General features: G+C 50.5%; 18 protein-coding genes. 3 read left to right on the top strand and 15 right to left on the bottom strand.

Annotated elements, in window-relative coordinates; all coding sequences use genetic code 11:
* Window positions 1–112: 112 nt before the first annotated feature.
* Both ACHWTJ_RS15410 and ACHWTJ_RS15405 read left to right on the top strand, forming a co-directional pair.
* Complete coding sequence (locus tag ACHWTJ_RS15410) at window positions 113–712, top strand: ArsR family transcriptional regulator (RefSeq protein WP_394679984.1); 600 nt, start codon at window positions 113–115, stop codon at window positions 710–712.
* A gap of 14 nt (window positions 713–726) precedes the next feature.
* Window positions 727–1947 carry an MFS transporter gene (locus ACHWTJ_RS15405; RefSeq protein ID WP_394679983.1) on the top strand — a complete coding sequence of 407 codons (1221 nt, stop codon included), beginning with the start codon at window positions 727–729 and terminating at the stop codon, window positions 1945–1947.
* Window positions 1948–2207: 260 nt separating this feature from the next.
* Here ACHWTJ_RS15405 and ACHWTJ_RS15400 read toward each other — a convergent pair whose 3' ends face one another.
* The 4 genes from ACHWTJ_RS15400 to ACHWTJ_RS15385 form a co-directional block, all read right to left on the bottom strand.
* Entirely contained in the window at window positions 2208–2690 is a 483-nt protein-coding gene (locus tag ACHWTJ_RS15400; protein ID WP_294739162.1) for a DMT family transporter, read from the bottom strand.
* A 12-nt stretch (window positions 2691–2702) separates the two neighbouring features.
* Window positions 2703–3371, bottom strand: coding sequence for a Crp/Fnr family transcriptional regulator (locus ACHWTJ_RS15395; protein WP_294739164.1), 669 nt, complete (start codon window positions 3369–3371; stop codon window positions 2703–2705).
* A 15-nt stretch (window positions 3372–3386) separates the two neighbouring features.
* Window positions 3387–3815 carry a DMT family transporter gene (locus ACHWTJ_RS15390; RefSeq protein WP_050678968.1) on the bottom strand — a complete coding sequence of 143 codons (429 nt, stop codon included), beginning with the start codon at window positions 3813–3815 and terminating at the stop codon, window positions 3387–3389.
* A 137-nt stretch (window positions 3816–3952) separates the two neighbouring features.
* Entirely contained in the window at window positions 3953–4891 is a 939-nt protein-coding gene (locus tag ACHWTJ_RS15385) for a nitronate monooxygenase family protein (protein WP_294739168.1), read from the bottom strand.
* Window positions 4892–4982: 91 nt separating this feature from the next.
* Here ACHWTJ_RS15385 and ACHWTJ_RS15380 point away from each other — a divergent pair, with 91 nt between their 5' ends.
* Complete coding sequence (locus tag ACHWTJ_RS15380; RefSeq protein WP_029343369.1) at window positions 4983–5522, top strand: gamma carbonic anhydrase family protein; 540 nt, start codon at window positions 4983–4985, stop codon at window positions 5520–5522.
* Window positions 5523–5578: 56 nt separating this feature from the next.
* Here the strand turns inward: ACHWTJ_RS15380 and paaX are convergent, their stop codons facing one another.
* The 11 genes from paaX to paaA all read right to left on the bottom strand — a co-directional run bounded on the left by paaX (window position 5579) and on the right by paaA (window position 14678).
* Window positions 5579–6463, bottom strand: coding sequence for a phenylacetic acid degradation operon negative regulatory protein PaaX (gene paaX / locus ACHWTJ_RS15375; RefSeq protein ID WP_035399021.1), 885 nt, complete (start codon window positions 6461–6463; stop codon window positions 5579–5581).
* 73 nt (window positions 6464–6536) lie between these two features.
* The gene (locus ACHWTJ_RS15370; protein WP_394679982.1) at window positions 6537–7304 is read right to left on the bottom strand and encodes an enoyl-CoA hydratase-related protein; all 768 of its coding nucleotides are present in this window, start codon (window positions 7302–7304) and stop codon (window positions 6537–6539) included.
* Entirely contained in the window at window positions 7301–8509 is a 1209-nt protein-coding gene (locus ACHWTJ_RS15365) for an acetyl-CoA C-acyltransferase (protein WP_294739179.1), read from the bottom strand. The genes ACHWTJ_RS15370 and ACHWTJ_RS15365 overlap by 4 nt, the downstream gene beginning before the upstream one ends.
* Window positions 8506–9372, bottom strand: a complete 867-nt coding sequence (locus tag ACHWTJ_RS15360) for a 3-hydroxyacyl-CoA dehydrogenase (protein WP_294739182.1) — start codon at window positions 9370–9372, stop codon at window positions 8506–8508. Before ACHWTJ_RS15360 ends, ACHWTJ_RS15365 begins: the two co-directional genes overlap by 4 nt.
* 74 nt (window positions 9373–9446) lie before the next feature.
* Window positions 9447–10955 (bottom strand): aldehyde dehydrogenase family protein, encoded by a 1509-nt coding sequence (locus tag ACHWTJ_RS15355; RefSeq protein WP_394679981.1) that lies wholly within the window; start codon window positions 10953–10955, stop codon window positions 9447–9449.
* Window positions 10956–10960: 5 nt separating this feature from the next.
* On the bottom strand, window positions 10961–11740 hold the full coding sequence (locus ACHWTJ_RS15350; protein WP_023466997.1) for an enoyl-CoA hydratase/isomerase family protein: 780 nt from the start codon (window positions 11738–11740) through the stop codon (window positions 10961–10963).
* Window positions 11718–12041 (bottom strand): EthD family reductase, encoded by a 324-nt coding sequence (locus ACHWTJ_RS15345; protein ID WP_023466996.1) that lies wholly within the window; start codon window positions 12039–12041, stop codon window positions 11718–11720. Before ACHWTJ_RS15345 ends, ACHWTJ_RS15350 begins: the two co-directional genes overlap by 23 nt.
* 15 nt (window positions 12042–12056) lie before the next feature.
* Window positions 12057–12551 (bottom strand): 1,2-phenylacetyl-CoA epoxidase subunit PaaD, encoded by a 495-nt coding sequence (gene paaD, locus ACHWTJ_RS15340; RefSeq protein ID WP_394679980.1) that lies wholly within the window; start codon window positions 12549–12551, stop codon window positions 12057–12059.
* A gap of 14 nt (window positions 12552–12565) precedes the next feature.
* Window positions 12566–13351 (bottom strand): 1,2-phenylacetyl-CoA epoxidase subunit PaaC, encoded by a 786-nt coding sequence (paaC, locus tag ACHWTJ_RS15335; protein WP_023466993.1) that lies wholly within the window; start codon window positions 13349–13351, stop codon window positions 12566–12568.
* Window positions 13348–13692, bottom strand: coding sequence for a 1,2-phenylacetyl-CoA epoxidase subunit PaaB (paaB, locus tag ACHWTJ_RS15330; protein ID WP_023466991.1), 345 nt, complete (start codon window positions 13690–13692; stop codon window positions 13348–13350). Before paaB ends, paaC begins: the two co-directional genes overlap by 4 nt.
* Window positions 13693–13706: 14 nt before the next feature.
* Entirely contained in the window at window positions 13707–14678 is a 972-nt protein-coding gene (gene paaA, locus ACHWTJ_RS15325) for a 1,2-phenylacetyl-CoA epoxidase subunit PaaA (RefSeq protein ID WP_294739191.1), read from the bottom strand.
* Window positions 14679–14690 lie beyond the last annotated feature (12 nt).

Genomic DNA, 14690 nt, shown 5'->3' with positions numbered 1-14690 from the left:
ACAAATGATGTCTTCTTTATCAACACCCTTACATAAATTTGTAACCGTTTACATAAACAGTCTTTTGTTTTACGGTTAATAAAAATTAACTGGTTAAAAAGGAGATGATTGCATGGAACAAAAAGCGATTCACATATTAGAGAGCTATGAACAATTAAAAGTGATCAGTGATCCGTTACGAACAAAAATCCTCATGTTTCTCGTCGAAAAACCACATACGGTACATCAGTTAGCCCACTTACTGACGTTATCCCGCGCGAAGGTCCTCTATCACGTACGAGAACTTGAAAAGCATGACTTGATTCGTCTCGTCCGGACGGAAGAACAGGGCGGCAATCTATTGAAATACTATCAAGCGATTGCTCGAGGATACATTCCTGCCGATCATCTACTGAACTTCGTCGAGACGAAAGAGGCGACCCGGCAGTCGTATCTCGAAGTATTGGACCGGGCAAAGACACGCGTTCTTACAGCTCCGACAGCTACTTTTTCTCCTTCATCTTCGAACGTCGAGGACTGGATGAGCTTATCACTTCAAAAGGAACTAACGATGTCTGAAGCCGACTTTCAACGCTTTGCTACAAAATATCGTGCTTTATTGGACGAGTTCACACAGTCTCCTTCACTAGACAAAAAAGATAAAAAACACTTCTATATCATGACGACAGCCTTTGCAATTGATGAACCACTGTTTGAGAACGACGAGGTTTAAATCGGAGGTGTCTTATGCTACCTGTTGAAATGGATACGAAACAATCGCTGTTTAAAAATCGATCTTTTTTATTTTTATGGGGGTCCGGTATGTGTTCTGCCCTCTCCCTATCAACCTATTTATTTGTTGAACAATGGTATGTCATCCATACGCTAAACCAGGCGTCATATCTCGGATTCGTCCTCATGGCCACCTTGTTACCCCGTATTTTTCTCATGTTGTTCGGTGGCGTCTTATCCGATCGCTATAAACGTTCGACGATCATGCGTATCTCAAGCGGTCTACGGATCAGTTTTATAATTTGCCTCCTCGTGTTACTTCATGCCGATCAGCTTACATTGTTGACGATTTTAGGATTCGCCTTGCTATTCGGTAGTGTGGATGCGTTCTTTTCGCCAGCGAATACTTCCTTACTGCCTACACTCGTTTCGAAAGAACAGCTCACTAAAGCCAATTCACTGATTCAGACATCTAATCAAATCGCCCTCTTTTCAGGTCCGATTCTTGGTGGGGTCATTCTCAGCTATTCTTCTTACTCGCACGTTTTTCTCGTGATTTTCGGGACACTCTGTCTGACGCTTCTCTTCACGTATGGTATTCGTGAATCTAAGATCAAGCGATCACGTCAGCATTCAGCTCTCTTTGAACTAAAAGAAGGGCTACATTACGTCTTTCACTTTCAGCAACTCAAGCAGACACTTTTTCTTATCATCTGTGTCAATTTCTTTTTCTTTGGACCACTCTTACTCGGAATCCCCTTACTCGTTCATGATGTACTCCAAGGAGATGCGATGGATTTAAGTTATATGCAAGGTGCTTATCAAATGGGAATGCTTGGAGGGGCGCTTTGGAGTGGTTTAACGCAGAAGAAAGAAAACGGACTTACCTCATCGGTCCGATTGATTGGCGCCTTAGGTCTGCTTCTCTTCCTGCTTAGTCAAGTCCAACAGATTTCGTTGTACTTGATCGTCCTGTTATCACTTGGTGTCCTTTCTTCGATCATCAATATTCGTTTCATTACGTTCATCCAGTCTCAGTGTGCGGAACAGACGATGGGACGTGTCATGAGTGTCGTGAATGCAGCTTCAAACGGTCTCGTTCCATTATCTTACGCGCTTCTCTCGTTTTTACTTTCGTTTCATGTTTCGATCACGACAATCATGTTGTACTGTGGTCTTCTCATCCTTGTCCTCTCGCTTTACTTCAGAAGACGAATGGTTCATCTATTCGATTGAAATCAAGTCACAACACATAAAAACATGCGAATCTCCCGATTGAATTAGCGGGAAACGCGCATGTTTTATTTAGTCAATCTAGAACGTGAGTGTTCACCCTCGACTCCTGCAGGGAAAGAAAGCGCGAATCGCGCTTTCGTCAGGGTCAGGTAAGACCCGGCAAATCGCATGGAATGCGGGATGACGCGGCTTACCTCCCGCCTGCGGAAAGCGAGGATGACAGAAACGTTCGTCAGTCGATCGAACTAGTATCAGATTTTTTAAGAGACTTGCTTCGGTATATCCTTCGCCTTCTCTTCCGGCGCCACGACTTGATACCGCTTCAAAACGAAGATCCCACATACCATGACGGCGAGACCGACGAGCTGACCGAATGATAAATCAATTTGCGGTAAACCGAACCAGCCGAACGTATCAACAGCAAGAGCAAAGCTTAACTGCGAAATCAGAACGACAGAGATCGCGACGGACGGACCAAGCAACTGAATCCCACGCATGACACAAAAAACGACGCCGACACCGACAAGTCCACCAAACCAATAGAGTGGCGATACGTTTTGGATCTGCCCGATTGTTCCACCACGAAACAGAACATACGTGACACTTGCTCCGATGAAGCCGACGAAGAAGACCAACGTCGTTGTCGCCCAAGCACCGAACGCGTCACTCATCCGGGCGTTCAATACCGTCTGTAAACTGATCAACATCCCTGCCAATACGGCACACACGATGCCTATTACCATGTTCGTTCCTCCTTACTCATAGCTGTTGCCGTTCGCCTTCTCGCGAATCCGCTCCAGATCGACGATGATGATTTTCCCGCGTCGTCGAACGAGAATCTCTTCTTCACACAATTTCGTGATGATCCGGTTGAGGTGACGATAACTCGTTCCAAGCCAGTCAGCGACGTCATGCAGGCTCGACGTCCGCATCTCCTGATAAAATAAACTGTCACTGGCTTCAGAAGCGATCGACAACAAATATCCTGCAAATCGCTCTTCGACGGTATACAACACGTGATGCGACGCTGATTTCGAGTCGGCATACCACTTGGCTGTGATCGTGCGTAATAAAAATTGCAGAAAGACGTTCGTCGTATTGTGCTCGCGTAAAATCGCGTACGGTACGCTCAACACCTCGACGTCGGTCACCGCTTCGACCGTATTCAATACTTCCCGTTCGTTGATGAACTCAGCGTCACCAATCACTGTCAGTGGTGTCTTGAATCGTAGAATTCGTTGCTTTCCTTCTGAAGAGGCAGCAGATATCTTGACCTTGCCTGAGACAATGAAGTACATCCGGTCGATCGTTGCCCCTGTCGTACAGAGGAGTTCCCCTTTTTGAAAGGTTTCTTGACGCAACCAAGCGCGCGTCTCTTCCGTCAAAATCGTATCCAGTCCATACTGTTGAATGACGGTTTCCATGATCATTTCCTCCCTTTAGGCAAGTGAGAAAATCGCAACTCCTGCAAGCATGAGACCCACACCAACCCACTGACCACGATTTCCTTGTTTTTTTAAAACACCGAACCATCCCTTTAAATCAATCACAAACGCACATAAAATCTGTGCGACGAGTAATAAACACATCGCCCATGTCATCCCGAGTGTTTGGATTGCTGTCAGTTCCGTTACGACGACTAGCACGCCAATCAAACCGCCGCTCGCATAAATCCACGGTAACTGACGGAAGCCACCGATTTTCCGGTCTCGTACGAAACTGTAAATGACTAAACAACCCATCAGACCCACAAAGTGGACGATCAATACGGACAACCACGGTCCGACGCCTGTCGCAAGGCGCGCATTGAATATGCCTTGCAGGGCGATGAACAGACCGCTCATCAAAGCAAACACGACTCCTTGCACGTCATCTCCTCCTTTAATCTCTACACTAGAGTAGACCTTACTCGTGCCCTACTTGAAAAGGACAAATGTCCCATTTTCAAAAAAACATGAAAAAACCCGCTGTCCACAAGTGGAATCACGGGTCCAGCCCTGTATGCTCATGTCGTAAAATGAGTCGTTGTTTGCTTTAGCTGTTCCTCTGCTTCCGTCATCATGCGCGTAAACAACTCCGCAACAGTCGGCACGTCATGAATCAATCCCGCAACCAGTCCAGCGTTGACATACCCTCTCTCCTCATCGCCCTCAAGAGCGCCTGTAATATGATACGACTCATTCGTCTGATCGAGAAAAGCAGCAGGTGTCTCTGCTGTGAGTCGTTCGACGTAAGGACCATCAAGGACACGTCGGACAAATCCGACAGAACGTCCGACGATGCGTGTATCGGTATCGGTCGCATCCATTAAGTGTGCCTTGTATGCCGAATGAACCTTCGCCTCTTCCGTCGCGATCAACCGTGTTCCGAGCTGCGCGCCAGCCGCACCAAGCAACAAAACAGCTGCCAGTCCACGACCGTCACCAATCCCCCCTGCTGCAAGAACTGGAATGTTGACCCGATCGACGAGTTGCGGAATCAAGGTCAGCGTCGTCAACTCGAGCGGTGAGTTGATGCCTGCCGCTTCAACTCCCTCCGCTACGAGTACATCTGCCCCTGCCTGTTCTGCCTTTAACGCCTGTTTGACTGAAGCGACAACCGCGATCGTTTTGATACCGGCAGCTCGGAGTCGCTCTATGTACGGTGCCGGATTTCCTGCCGACAAGGAGACGACCGGAATCTTTTCTGCAATCGCGAGATCAATCAGTGCTTCCGTATAAGGAGACACCCGAATCGCGATGTTCAAAGCAAATGGTTGATCCGTCAGCATTCGTGTCTCGTGGATCCGAGACGCCACTTCATCGACCGACAATGTCCCGCACCCGAGCGTTCCGAGTCCTCCGGCATTCGACACTGCTGCCGTGAGCGCTGCATGACTAATGTTACCCATTCCTCCTTGAATCAAAGGATATCGAATTTTAAAGAGCTCACAAATCAGAAACATGTCTTTCCTCCGTTCTCGCCTTCACTCACATGCTATACTGACATGGAATGAATAGTAGTTCATCTTATTCTAGAAACGAGGTCATTCTGTTATGAAGATTCCGTATCAATCGATTCATCCGAACGTCGCCTCCGATGTATTCATCGCTCCTGGTGCTTATCTGATCGGAGACGTCACGATCGGTTCCGAGTCTACCGTCTGGTTCAACGCTGTCTTACGCGGTGACGAAGGACCGATTACAATTGGAAAACGATGCAGTATTCAGGACAACGCGACGATCCATCTCTATGAAGGGGCACCCGTCGTCATTGAAGATGAAGTGACGGTCGGACATAACGCGATTTTACACGGTTGCAAAATCGGACGTCGTTCGATCGTCGGAATGGGTGCGACCGTTCTTGATCATGCAGACATCGGTGAAGAATGCATCATCGGGGCGAATACGTTAATTCCATCGGGAAAAGTCTTCCCACCCCGTTCGCTGATCATCGGCTCACCCGGTAAAGTCGTGCGTGAACTCACAGAAGCAGATCTCGCGATGATTCAGGAGTCGATTGATTCTTACGTCGATAAAGGATATGCCTTCCGGAACATTCTCGCAGAATCAGCTGAACAGAATACATCTGAATGACACGAATGCGGGGAGGATCAACTGATCCGTCCCGCTCTTTTCATTCGAAAAAATGCTCACCGTTCCGCAAACAGCGGATGTTCCGCTGCGTCGTACGAGGCACTACGTTGGGATACATCATGCGTCTCTTCAAAGATCGATTCGAAGAATCGACTCGCTGGTTGTGCGAGCAATCGGTAATATTGTTCGAACAAGAGCGCCGCATGGTGCCCGCTCCAAGCGTCCGGTAACAGTTCTTGCGGTAATCCGGGATCCGTGAACAGAAACTTCCGGTATTCATGTACGAGCATCGTCCGTTCGACGAAACACTGTTCATCCGTCATTTCTCCGAGTTGGAGCTGACTCTGATGGACGATGTATTGCCGGCTGTAATCCGTGATGAACGTCTCGTAACGCTCCTGCAATTCCTCCAGCGGAAACGCGCGCTCGACGAGGGATTGATCCTGCTTCGGACCATGGTATTCACCGACGAAGAAATCGACATACTCTTCGATCTCATACGACGCGATCAATCGTTCCGCCTCTTTTTCAAGTGGGTTCGGTGAAATCCAAACCCCGTTCGATAAGTTACCAAACCCACTCCACGTCAGTTCTTTACGGAGCTCGTCACGAATCTGCCGCTTGTCCTCCGGAATCGTGTACATCAACGTCCGCCATTTCCCGTCCCAGTCGTGCGGTGTTGATCTGTAGATCCGCCGTGCAGCCTCCTCCATCCGTTCCACCCCACGTGGTGTTAATGAATAGAAGCTTTTATTTCCTTGTTTTTCGGAGACGAGCCAACCTTGTTTAACCATTCGGGAGACAGCAACCCGAACGGCCTGCTCGTTATGTCCGAACTCTTTGACGAGTCGAATCAAACTCCCGACCCAGATGTGATTGCCGTAATGACGGATATAATCGCCGTAAATCGTAAAAATCATTGATTGGGTGTTCGCACTCATGGTATTCACTCTCTCTTCAGTCGTTCATAGTGTGTATTGTTAGTATACGGGTTATTTCAAACGTCGACCATCCTCATCTTCCTTCAAAGCGTGGTGCCCGTTTTTCAGCGAAGGCTTGTAACGCTTCCTGACGATCGGCCGTCGGAATGACGACTTCATAAGCTTCTGTTTCGAGCTGCAATCCTTGTTCGAGCGGGACGTCCCGCCCTTGATCAATCGCTTGCTTCGCTTGGCGCAAGGCAATCGGCCCATTCTGTAACATCTGATTAGCAAACTCAAGACACGTCGTCATCAACGCTTCCCGGGCGACGACGGCTGTCGCGAGTCCGTACCGTTCTGCTGTCATCGCATCGATTTTTTTCGCCGTGAAGATCAGCTCCTTCGCTCGTGTCTCCCCAATCAGTCGCGGCAAGCGTTGTGTTCCACCAGCTCCCGGAATGATCCCGAAGCTGGTCTCCGTCAAGCCGACAAGCGCATCCTCGACGAGAAACCGGAAATCACAAGCAAGGATCCACTCGAACCCACCGCCGAGCGCGTGACCGTTGACGGCTGCGATCGTTGGTTGCGGTAATTGCGCGATCGACGTGAAGACGTTCCGGATCGCGAGGACATTGCGCCGGACTTCTTCTTCGTTTAGATGCACGCGTTCTTTTAAATCGGCGCCCGCACTGAATGCTTTACCCGTTCCCGTAAACAGGACGACCCGCGCTTTTGGATCAATCGATAACGCGTCGACTTGTTCCTGCAAGGCGACAAGCGTCGGATAATCGAGACAGTTCAAACGTTCTGGACGATCAATCCGGACGATTGCGATATAGCCTTCTCGTTCTAAGTGAATCATACGAGTCCCTCCCGATCGACGACGAGTGCGATCCCTTGTCCGACTCCAACACACATCGTCGCGAGACCATACGTCCGGTTCGTCCGGCGCATCTCATGCAATAATGTCGTCAAAATCCGAGCTCCACTCGCACCGAGTGGATGACCGAAAGCGATCGCACCACCGTTGACGTTGACCTTTTCGCTTGGTAAACCAAGTGCTTCGATACAGGCAAGACTTTGAGCCGCAAATGCTTCGTTCAACTCGATTTGATCGAGCTGTTCGACCGTCAACCCTGCCCGCCGGAGAACTTTTTCCGTCGCGTCAATTGGTCCGATTCCCATGATGGCAGGTTCGACCCCTGCTGTCGCACTCGCTCGGTAATACCCGAGCGGTGTCAAACCGAGTTCGTTCGCTTTTTCTTCACTCATCAATAACAGTGCCGACGCACCGTCGTTAACACCAGATGCATTCCCCGCCGTCACGGTACCACTTGGGAATAACGGACGAAGTGTCGCCAGTTTCTCACGTGTCGTCTCGGGACGAGGATGTTCATCACGATCGAAGACGCTAACGTTGCCTTTCCGGTCCATTTGTATGACCGCAACCAGTTCGTCCGTGAAGCGCTCTGTCTCGATCGCTCGTTTCGCGCGTTGTTGGCTTTCGAACGCAAAGTCGTCCTGCGCTTCGCGTGAGATCCCGTACTGACGGGCGACGTTCTCGGCTGTCTCCGGCATCGAATCCGTTCCGTATTGATCTGCTAAACGATCATTGACGAAGCGCCAACCAATCGTCGTATCGTACATCGTCTGATTGCCACGTGGGTTGGCCTGATCCGGCTTCGCGAGAACGAACGGTGCACGCGTCATGCTTTCCGTCCCACCAGCGATATAGATATCGCCTTCACCTAAGGCAATCCCGCGCGCCGCCGCGATGACAGCGTCGAGCCCTGACCCACATAAGCGATTGATCGTCGTACCGGCGACTTCGACCGGTAGACCAGCTAGTAGTCCCGACATCCGGGCGACGTTACGATTGTCTTCTCCCGCCTGATTCGCATTGCCGAAAATGACTTCCTCGATCGTCTTCGGATCGACTTGTGGATTACGCTCAAGCAACGCTTCGATGACGCGTGCTCCTAAGTCATCCGGACGAACCTGACGCAATGCGCCGTTATAGCGACCGATCGGTGTCCGAACGGCATCGATGATGGCGACCCGTTTCATGATGTCACCTCGCGATTCGTATAGTCATAGACGCCACGACCGGTTTTACGTCCGAGTCGTCCGGCTTTGACATACTGTTCGAGCAGTGGTGCCGGACGGTATTTTTCGCCGAGCTTCTCATGCAGATACTTTAAGTTATGGAGACGGGTATCGAGTCCGACTAAGTCCCCGAGTTCGAAGGGTCCCATTGGATAGTTTAAGCCGAGTTTGATTGCTTTATCGATCTCTTCTGCTGTCCCGAGTCCTTCTTGTAACATGTAGAACGCTTCGTTTCCGACGAGCGCACTGATCCGCGAAGTCACGAACCCCGGAAACTCGCGGATGACGACCGTTTCCTTCTGCATCTGACGCGCCACCTGCTCAAGAGCTGCGACCGTCTCATCCGACGTCTCAAGACCACGAACGAGCTCGATCAGTGGCATCAGATGGACCGGATTGAAGAAATGCATCGCCATGACCCGGTCCGCTCGGTTCGTAAAGGAGGCAATTTCCGTTGGACTCATCGTTGACGTGTTCGTCGCAAAATAACAGTCCGGACGTGCATGTGCTTCTAGCGTTTCAAAGACTTGCTGTTTGATGCTGAGTTGTTCCGGTACTGCTTCAATGACGAGATCTGCTTGTTGTGCCGCCTCGGCTAGATCGGTCGACAGATGCAGCCGATCGAACAGTCCCTCGACCTCACTTGTCGTCATCTTGCCACGGATGATGCCTTTTTCCGCGATTCGTTCTAATTCTTGCAGTGCTCCTTTGACGTATTCCTCTTTGATATCAACGAGTGTCACCTGAAATCCGCGGTGTGCGGCAACGTACGCAATGCCACGTCCCATGACGCCGGATCCGACAACGACGATTTGTTCTACCATCTAAATTCCCCCTTATCCCCTGTGCTGTTAAAAAAGGCTGGACTTCCCGACGGAACCCCAGCCTTCCCTCTTGCTTATAGTCCGAACGGATTGAGTGGACGACTGCCGTAATACGACAAGATACTTTTTGTTTCCGTGTACAGATCAAGTGTTTCAATACAGAGTTCACGACCGAAGCCCGATTGTTTATAGCCACCAAACGGTGTACCCGGGAAGGCAGAGAACGGACAGTTGACCATGACGATGCCGGCTTTGATTTGATTTGCGACACGTGTCGCTTTCGCGCCGTCTTTCGTCCAAACAGCTGAGCCGAGTCCAAACGATGTATCGTTTGCTAGACGAATCGCTTCTTTTTCATCTTTGAACGGCATGACGACGACGACCGGTCCGAAGATTTCTTCATTGACCGCTTTCATCTCATGTGTGACGTCTGTGATAATCGTCGGTGCGTACCAGAAGCCTTTTTCGTATCCTTCTGGTGCTGAAGCATGACCTCCTGTGACGATTGTTGCCCCGTCCACTCTCGCCGACTGGACGTATCCATCGATGACATCGACTTGTTGTTGGTCGATGATCGCTCCAACGTGTGTTCCTTTATCGAATGGATTACCAAGGACGAGTTGTTTTGTCTTCGCGACGAACTGTTCCATGAATGCTTCGTAGATCTCTTCGTGGACATACAGGCGCGAGCGCGCTTCACACGATTGACCGCTGTTATAGAAGATGCCGAACAACGAACCATCAACGGCTGCTGTCACGTCCGCATCTTCAAAGACGATGTTCGGTGATTTCCCACCGAGTTCGAGTGTGACTCGTTTTAGCGTCTCGGACGCACGTCCCATGATGTCTTTACCGACTGGCGTTGAGCCCGTGAAGGCGACTTTATCGACGTGAGGATGCTCGACGAGATGGTTGCCGATCTCGCGTCCGGATCCCGGGATGACGTTAACGACACCTGCTGGTACGCCAGCCTCTAGACAAATCTCTCCGAGAATGATTGCTGTCAATGGTGTCAATGTCGCTGGTTTGACGACGACCGAGCAACCGACGGCGATTGCTGGTGCGACTTTCCAAGCTGCCATCATCAACGGATAGTTCCACGGAATGATTTGTGCACAGACACCGACCGCTTCTTTTTCCGTGTAGTTATGGAATTGCCCCGGTACGTTATTGACGACACCACGATGACCGACGATCGCACCCGCATAGAATTCAAAGTCTTCAATCGCTTGTGTGACTTGTCCTTGCGCCGCTGCCAGTGATTTCCCTGTATCAAGAATCTCCAGTTCGACGATTTCGTTGAAGCGGGAACGCATGATGCTCGCAATTTTATTCAAGATTTGTGCCCGACGCCCGACCGGCCACATCTTCCACTTTCCGTGATCAAACGCATCGCGCGCTGCTTGAACAGCACGATCCGCGTCTTCTTTTGATGCTTTTGCGACTTCCGCGATCACTTCGCCCGTCGCCGGATTGTATGTTTTGAACGTCTCGCCTGTTGCGCCCTCGACCTGTTCGCCGTTAATGAGCAAATGATAGACGGACCGTTTCATTTCAAGTGTTTTTTCATGTACTGTCGACATTGTATTCACTCCTGTTCCTGTTGATTGAAAATCGGTGATCGTTTTTCGAGAAATGCTTGCATGCCTTCTGTTTGATCGGCTGTCGCGAACAAGAGATAGAAGTTACGGCGTTCGTGCTCCATCCCATCCTGTAACGATAAATCGACGGCTTTGTTTGCCGCGTCCTTGATCAGTCGCAACGCCATACTCGGTTGGTTCGATAACCGCTCTGCCATTGCCAGTACCGTCGCTTCGACATCAGCCGTCACCCGGTTGATGATACCAAGTCGTTCCGCTTCCTCTGCCTTCATCCGGTCGCCGGTGAAGAGCCACTCGAGCGCCCGCGTTCGACCGATGCATTTCGTCAAGCGCTGCGTCCCGCCTGCTCCTGGCATGACGCCGAGTCCGACTTCCGGGAATCCGAACTGTGTCTCGGGATCGGCGTAGATTAAATCACAAGCGAGTGCCAGTTCAAAACCGCCGCCAAGGACGAACCCATGGACACCTGCGATGATCGGCTTTTTGATTCGGCTGATCCGGTCCCAGTCCGCGAACGGATCGAGGAGTTCCATCGAGATCGGTGTCGCCTCGAGCATCTCCTCGATATCGGCGCCCGCTGAGAACGATTTTCCATTTCCGGTCAAGACGATGACCGTCACCCGTTCGTCTCGGTCGAACGTCTCCATCGCCTCGACGATTTCCCGGACCATCGTTCGGTTCAGCGCATTGTATCGTGCCGTTCGGTCGAGTCGAATCCGACCGATCCGATCGACCATTTCCGTCTTAACGTACTGTTGTGTCGGCATGGACATCTTCACCAATCATCAATGTGACGAGATCCCCCGCAAAGCTCATCAAGTCTTTCCCGGACGCTTTTCCTTCGAGCGAACGCATACCTGCTTGCATCGCTTCCTGACTTTCATAGACCATCTCGCACATCAAGTAATACTTTCCGTCTCCGCCCATTGGTGAACCGACGATTTTCGTGACATTCATTTCTTGCAGTCCTGGAATTTTTGCTGTCAATGGACCATGGACCTCAAAGTAGTGCTGATCGAATGCTTCCTTGTTTTCTGGATGTTTGTACAGTGCGATTAATTTTGCCATCTTGATTACCTTCCTTCACATGAGAGTAGAGACGGGTTTCATCGCCTCGAATGGATTTTTACACGATTTACAGTAGAGAATACTTCGACATGCTGTCGGTCCGAATAAGTTTTCCATCGTCACATACGTCGATCCACAATACGGACAGTCAATCTCCCACTTCCCTTGCTCAAACCGAGGAGGAGCGATACCGAATTCCTTCAATCCTTGCATGCCTTGTTCCGTGATTCGGTCCGATGTCCACGGTGGATCAAACCGGAACTGGACGTCGACCTGTTTGACATTTGGAATCACCTGCAAGGCAGATTCGGTGTTTTTTTTAATGATTTCAAGCGCCGGGCAACCGAGAAACGTCGGGAGAAGCGTGACGCGCACCAGGTAACCATGCTCCGTCGCTTCCGCGTCCATCGTCTCGACCATGCCAAGATCTAAAATGCTGACGCTATCAATTTCCGGATCCTTCACCCCGTTCAGGGCTTCCCGGATTGCATCCTGGAGTGTCGTCGTCATGCTTCCCTCTCCTTTCACCACGTCGCGGTCTGATCAATCAAGTAGACTTCTCCGAGTGTCGCAAGCGCGTCATTCAAATCTTCCGTGTGATCGCCGTCCCGCCCGTTACGCGTCATCTGCATTTCCGGAAGCGTCACGTTCAATTCGACGAGTAACGGTGTGATCGTCTGATACCAACGATCGAGTAAAATGCCTTGTCCTTCGATCAACCGCATCTCTTCGATCAATTGACCGTGTTCGCCATAATCGAACATGTCACCGAAGTCATAGAGGACTTTTTCTAGGGCTGCATCCATCTTCTGCCGCGCCGTCTCCGTCGATTGATAAAGCTGGGTGAACCATGTTTGCCAGTGCAGCAAATGATAGTACAACTCCATGTTGATCTTGACGGCAGCCGTAGCGAGTGGCTCATAACTGCTCGACTTCAAAGCATCAATCCGGATCTTTTTCGCGACCGTGTAGCAATAGTTCCGTACGACGGCGAATGCCCAGTCATATTCAGGCTTCTCCATGTAGTAGCCAGGTCCGTTGACACGTTCGACGAGAATCGAATTCTTTCGTTCATGCGCCAGTCGGACATGAGCTAATGCATCAGCATTTCCTTCGCCAAGTTCTTCGAGAAGTTGGTAATACATCGCCGCGTGTCCCATCGAATCTTGCGCAATCGACGACGAAGCGACGTCCTCTTCGATATGCGGTGCGAGTCCGAGCCATTCCGAACCACGATACGCGTAAAGGAAATCATCATCCGCGAGTTGATAGAGTAAGGAAGCGAGTGCCGTCCGTTCTTGTTCCGTCATTTGGAATCGCCCCCTTGCCAAGACATGATCTCTTTTTCATCGAGCATCTGTTGCTCGTAATGACGCCATTTTTTCTTCAAGTAGCCGTACCCTTTCGTCGTTCGGTAGTCCTTATTATCAAGACGTTGTAACATCTGCTTCTCATCGGGTGATAAACCACGGATATCCTCCCGTTTGACGACCCAGATGTCGACGACCGGTTCCCGGCGCATGAAGTTTTCTTGCGCCATCAACAGTGCCATCTCCTTGTTCGGAGCGAGCAAGCTGAATTGATGGGTGAACGCCGCGTTCGGCGTCCGTTTGCTAAAGACTTCGAATTCGTGATAAAACGTCTCGTTCATCGTGCTTTCCCCTCTCATGCCTTCGTTTCAGCGAGTGCATCCCGTACCCAGGCGTTATTTTCATAAGATGTCCGGCGTAGGTCCAGTCGCTCTTTCGAACGTGGTCCTCCCCCTTGGATGATCGTCTTGAATTTTGTCCAGTCTGGTTGTGCATATTCCCATTGCCCTGTCTCTTCATCAAAACGTAACGTCGGATCAGGGATGACGAGTCCGAGTGAACGAATCCGTGGCACGTACTTCGTAAAGAAGTTTTGCCGGAGCTCTTCATTCGTTTTCGTCCGAATCTTATAGGCGATCGTCACGTCCTGTTTTGATGTCCCGGTCGTCTCTTTCGAAGCTGGTCCAAAGAACATCAACAAGGATTCCCACCACTCATCCAGTGATTCCTGAATCATCGCCCGCTGTTCCGATGTTCCTTCTGCGAGTGCCATAATGATTGATTCCCCGTGCTGCGCGTGGAAGACTTCCTCTGCACAGATGCGTTGCAAGGCACGTGCGTACGGTCCGTACGAAGCACCGAGCATGTTCGTCTGCGTGATGATTGCCGCGCCATCGACGAGCCAACCGATCATCCCGGCATCAGCCCATGACCGTGTCGGCATGTGGAAGACGTTGTGGAACTTCAATCGTCCCGTGAACAAATCATCCATCAAATCCCCGCGTGTCTTGCCATATGGCTTCATCAAATCCTCGACGACACGAAGCAACAGTTGCCCGTGTCCCATCTCATCCTGGACCTTTGCCATGATGCCAAGCTTCCGGCGAAGCGATGGTGCTTTTGGAACCCATTCTTTTTCTGGAAGCGCACCCATGATTTCACTGATACCGTGCATCGAAATCAATTTGATCAGCGTATCCCGGTAAAAAGCAGGCATCCAGTCATCGGCTTCAATCTTTTCACCTTGCTCAATCCGTTCCTTGAAGCGTGCTAATTTTTCTTCTTCCGTCAGTTGGACGGGTTCGAACAGTTGTGTTGCATCATACATGCTAGTTCCTCC

This window comes from uncultured Exiguobacterium sp. (assembly GCF_964277885.1).
GTDB lineage: Bacteria > Bacillota > Bacilli > Exiguobacteriales > Exiguobacteriaceae > Exiguobacterium_A.
The sequence above is the reverse complement of the archived record's forward strand: the minus strand, read 5'-3'. Positions and strand labels throughout refer to the sequence as shown.

Excerpts from the sequence above, each read along its gene's own strand:
- ACHWTJ_RS15410 (WP_394679984.1), top strand. The coding sequence starts at position 113 with ATGGAACAAAAAGCGATTCACATATTAGAGAGCTATGAACAATTAAAA.
- ACHWTJ_RS15405 (WP_394679983.1), top strand. The coding sequence starts at position 727 with ATGCTACCTGTTGAAATGGATACGAAACAATCGCTGTTTAAAAATCGA.
- ACHWTJ_RS15400 (WP_294739162.1), bottom strand. The coding sequence starts at position 2,690 with ATGGTAATAGGCATCGTGTGTGCCGTATTGGCAGGGATGTTGATCAGT.
- ACHWTJ_RS15395 (WP_294739164.1), bottom strand. The coding sequence starts at position 3,371 with ATGGAAACCGTCATTCAACAGTATGGACTGGATACGATTTTGACGGAA.
- ACHWTJ_RS15385 (WP_294739168.1), bottom strand. The coding sequence starts at position 4,891 with ATGTTTCTGATTTGTGAGCTCTTTAAAATTCGATATCCTTTGATTCAA.
- ACHWTJ_RS15380 (WP_029343369.1), top strand. The coding sequence starts at position 4,983 with ATGAAGATTCCGTATCAATCGATTCATCCGAACGTCGCCTCCGATGTA.
- paaX (WP_035399021.1), bottom strand. The coding sequence starts at position 6,463 with ATGAGTGCGAACACCCAATCAATGATTTTTACGATTTACGGCGATTAT.
- ACHWTJ_RS15370 (WP_394679982.1), bottom strand. The coding sequence starts at position 7,304 with ATGATTCACTTAGAACGAGAAGGCTATATCGCAATCGTCCGGATTGAT.
- ACHWTJ_RS15365 (WP_294739179.1), bottom strand. The coding sequence starts at position 8,509 with ATGAAACGGGTCGCCATCATCGATGCCGTTCGGACACCGATCGGTCGC.
- ACHWTJ_RS15360 (WP_294739182.1), bottom strand. The coding sequence starts at position 9,372 with ATGGTAGAACAAATCGTCGTTGTCGGATCCGGCGTCATGGGACGTGGC.
- ACHWTJ_RS15355 (WP_394679981.1), bottom strand. The coding sequence starts at position 10,955 with ATGTCGACAGTACATGAAAAAACACTTGAAATGAAACGGTCCGTCTAT.
- ACHWTJ_RS15350 (WP_023466997.1), bottom strand. The coding sequence starts at position 11,740 with ATGCCGACACAACAGTACGTTAAGACGGAAATGGTCGATCGGATCGGT.
- ACHWTJ_RS15345 (WP_023466996.1), bottom strand. The coding sequence starts at position 12,041 with ATGGCAAAATTAATCGCACTGTACAAACATCCAGAAAACAAGGAAGCA.
- paaD (WP_394679980.1), bottom strand. The coding sequence starts at position 12,551 with ATGACGACGACACTCCAGGATGCAATCCGGGAAGCCCTGAACGGGGTG.
- paaC (WP_023466993.1), bottom strand. The coding sequence starts at position 13,351 with ATGACGGAACAAGAACGGACGGCACTCGCTTCCTTACTCTATCAACTC.
- paaB (WP_023466991.1), bottom strand. The coding sequence starts at position 13,692 with ATGAACGAGACGTTTTATCACGAATTCGAAGTCTTTAGCAAACGGACG.
- paaA (WP_294739191.1), bottom strand. The coding sequence starts at position 14,678 with ATGTATGATGCAACACAACTGTTCGAACCCGTCCAACTGACGGAAGAA.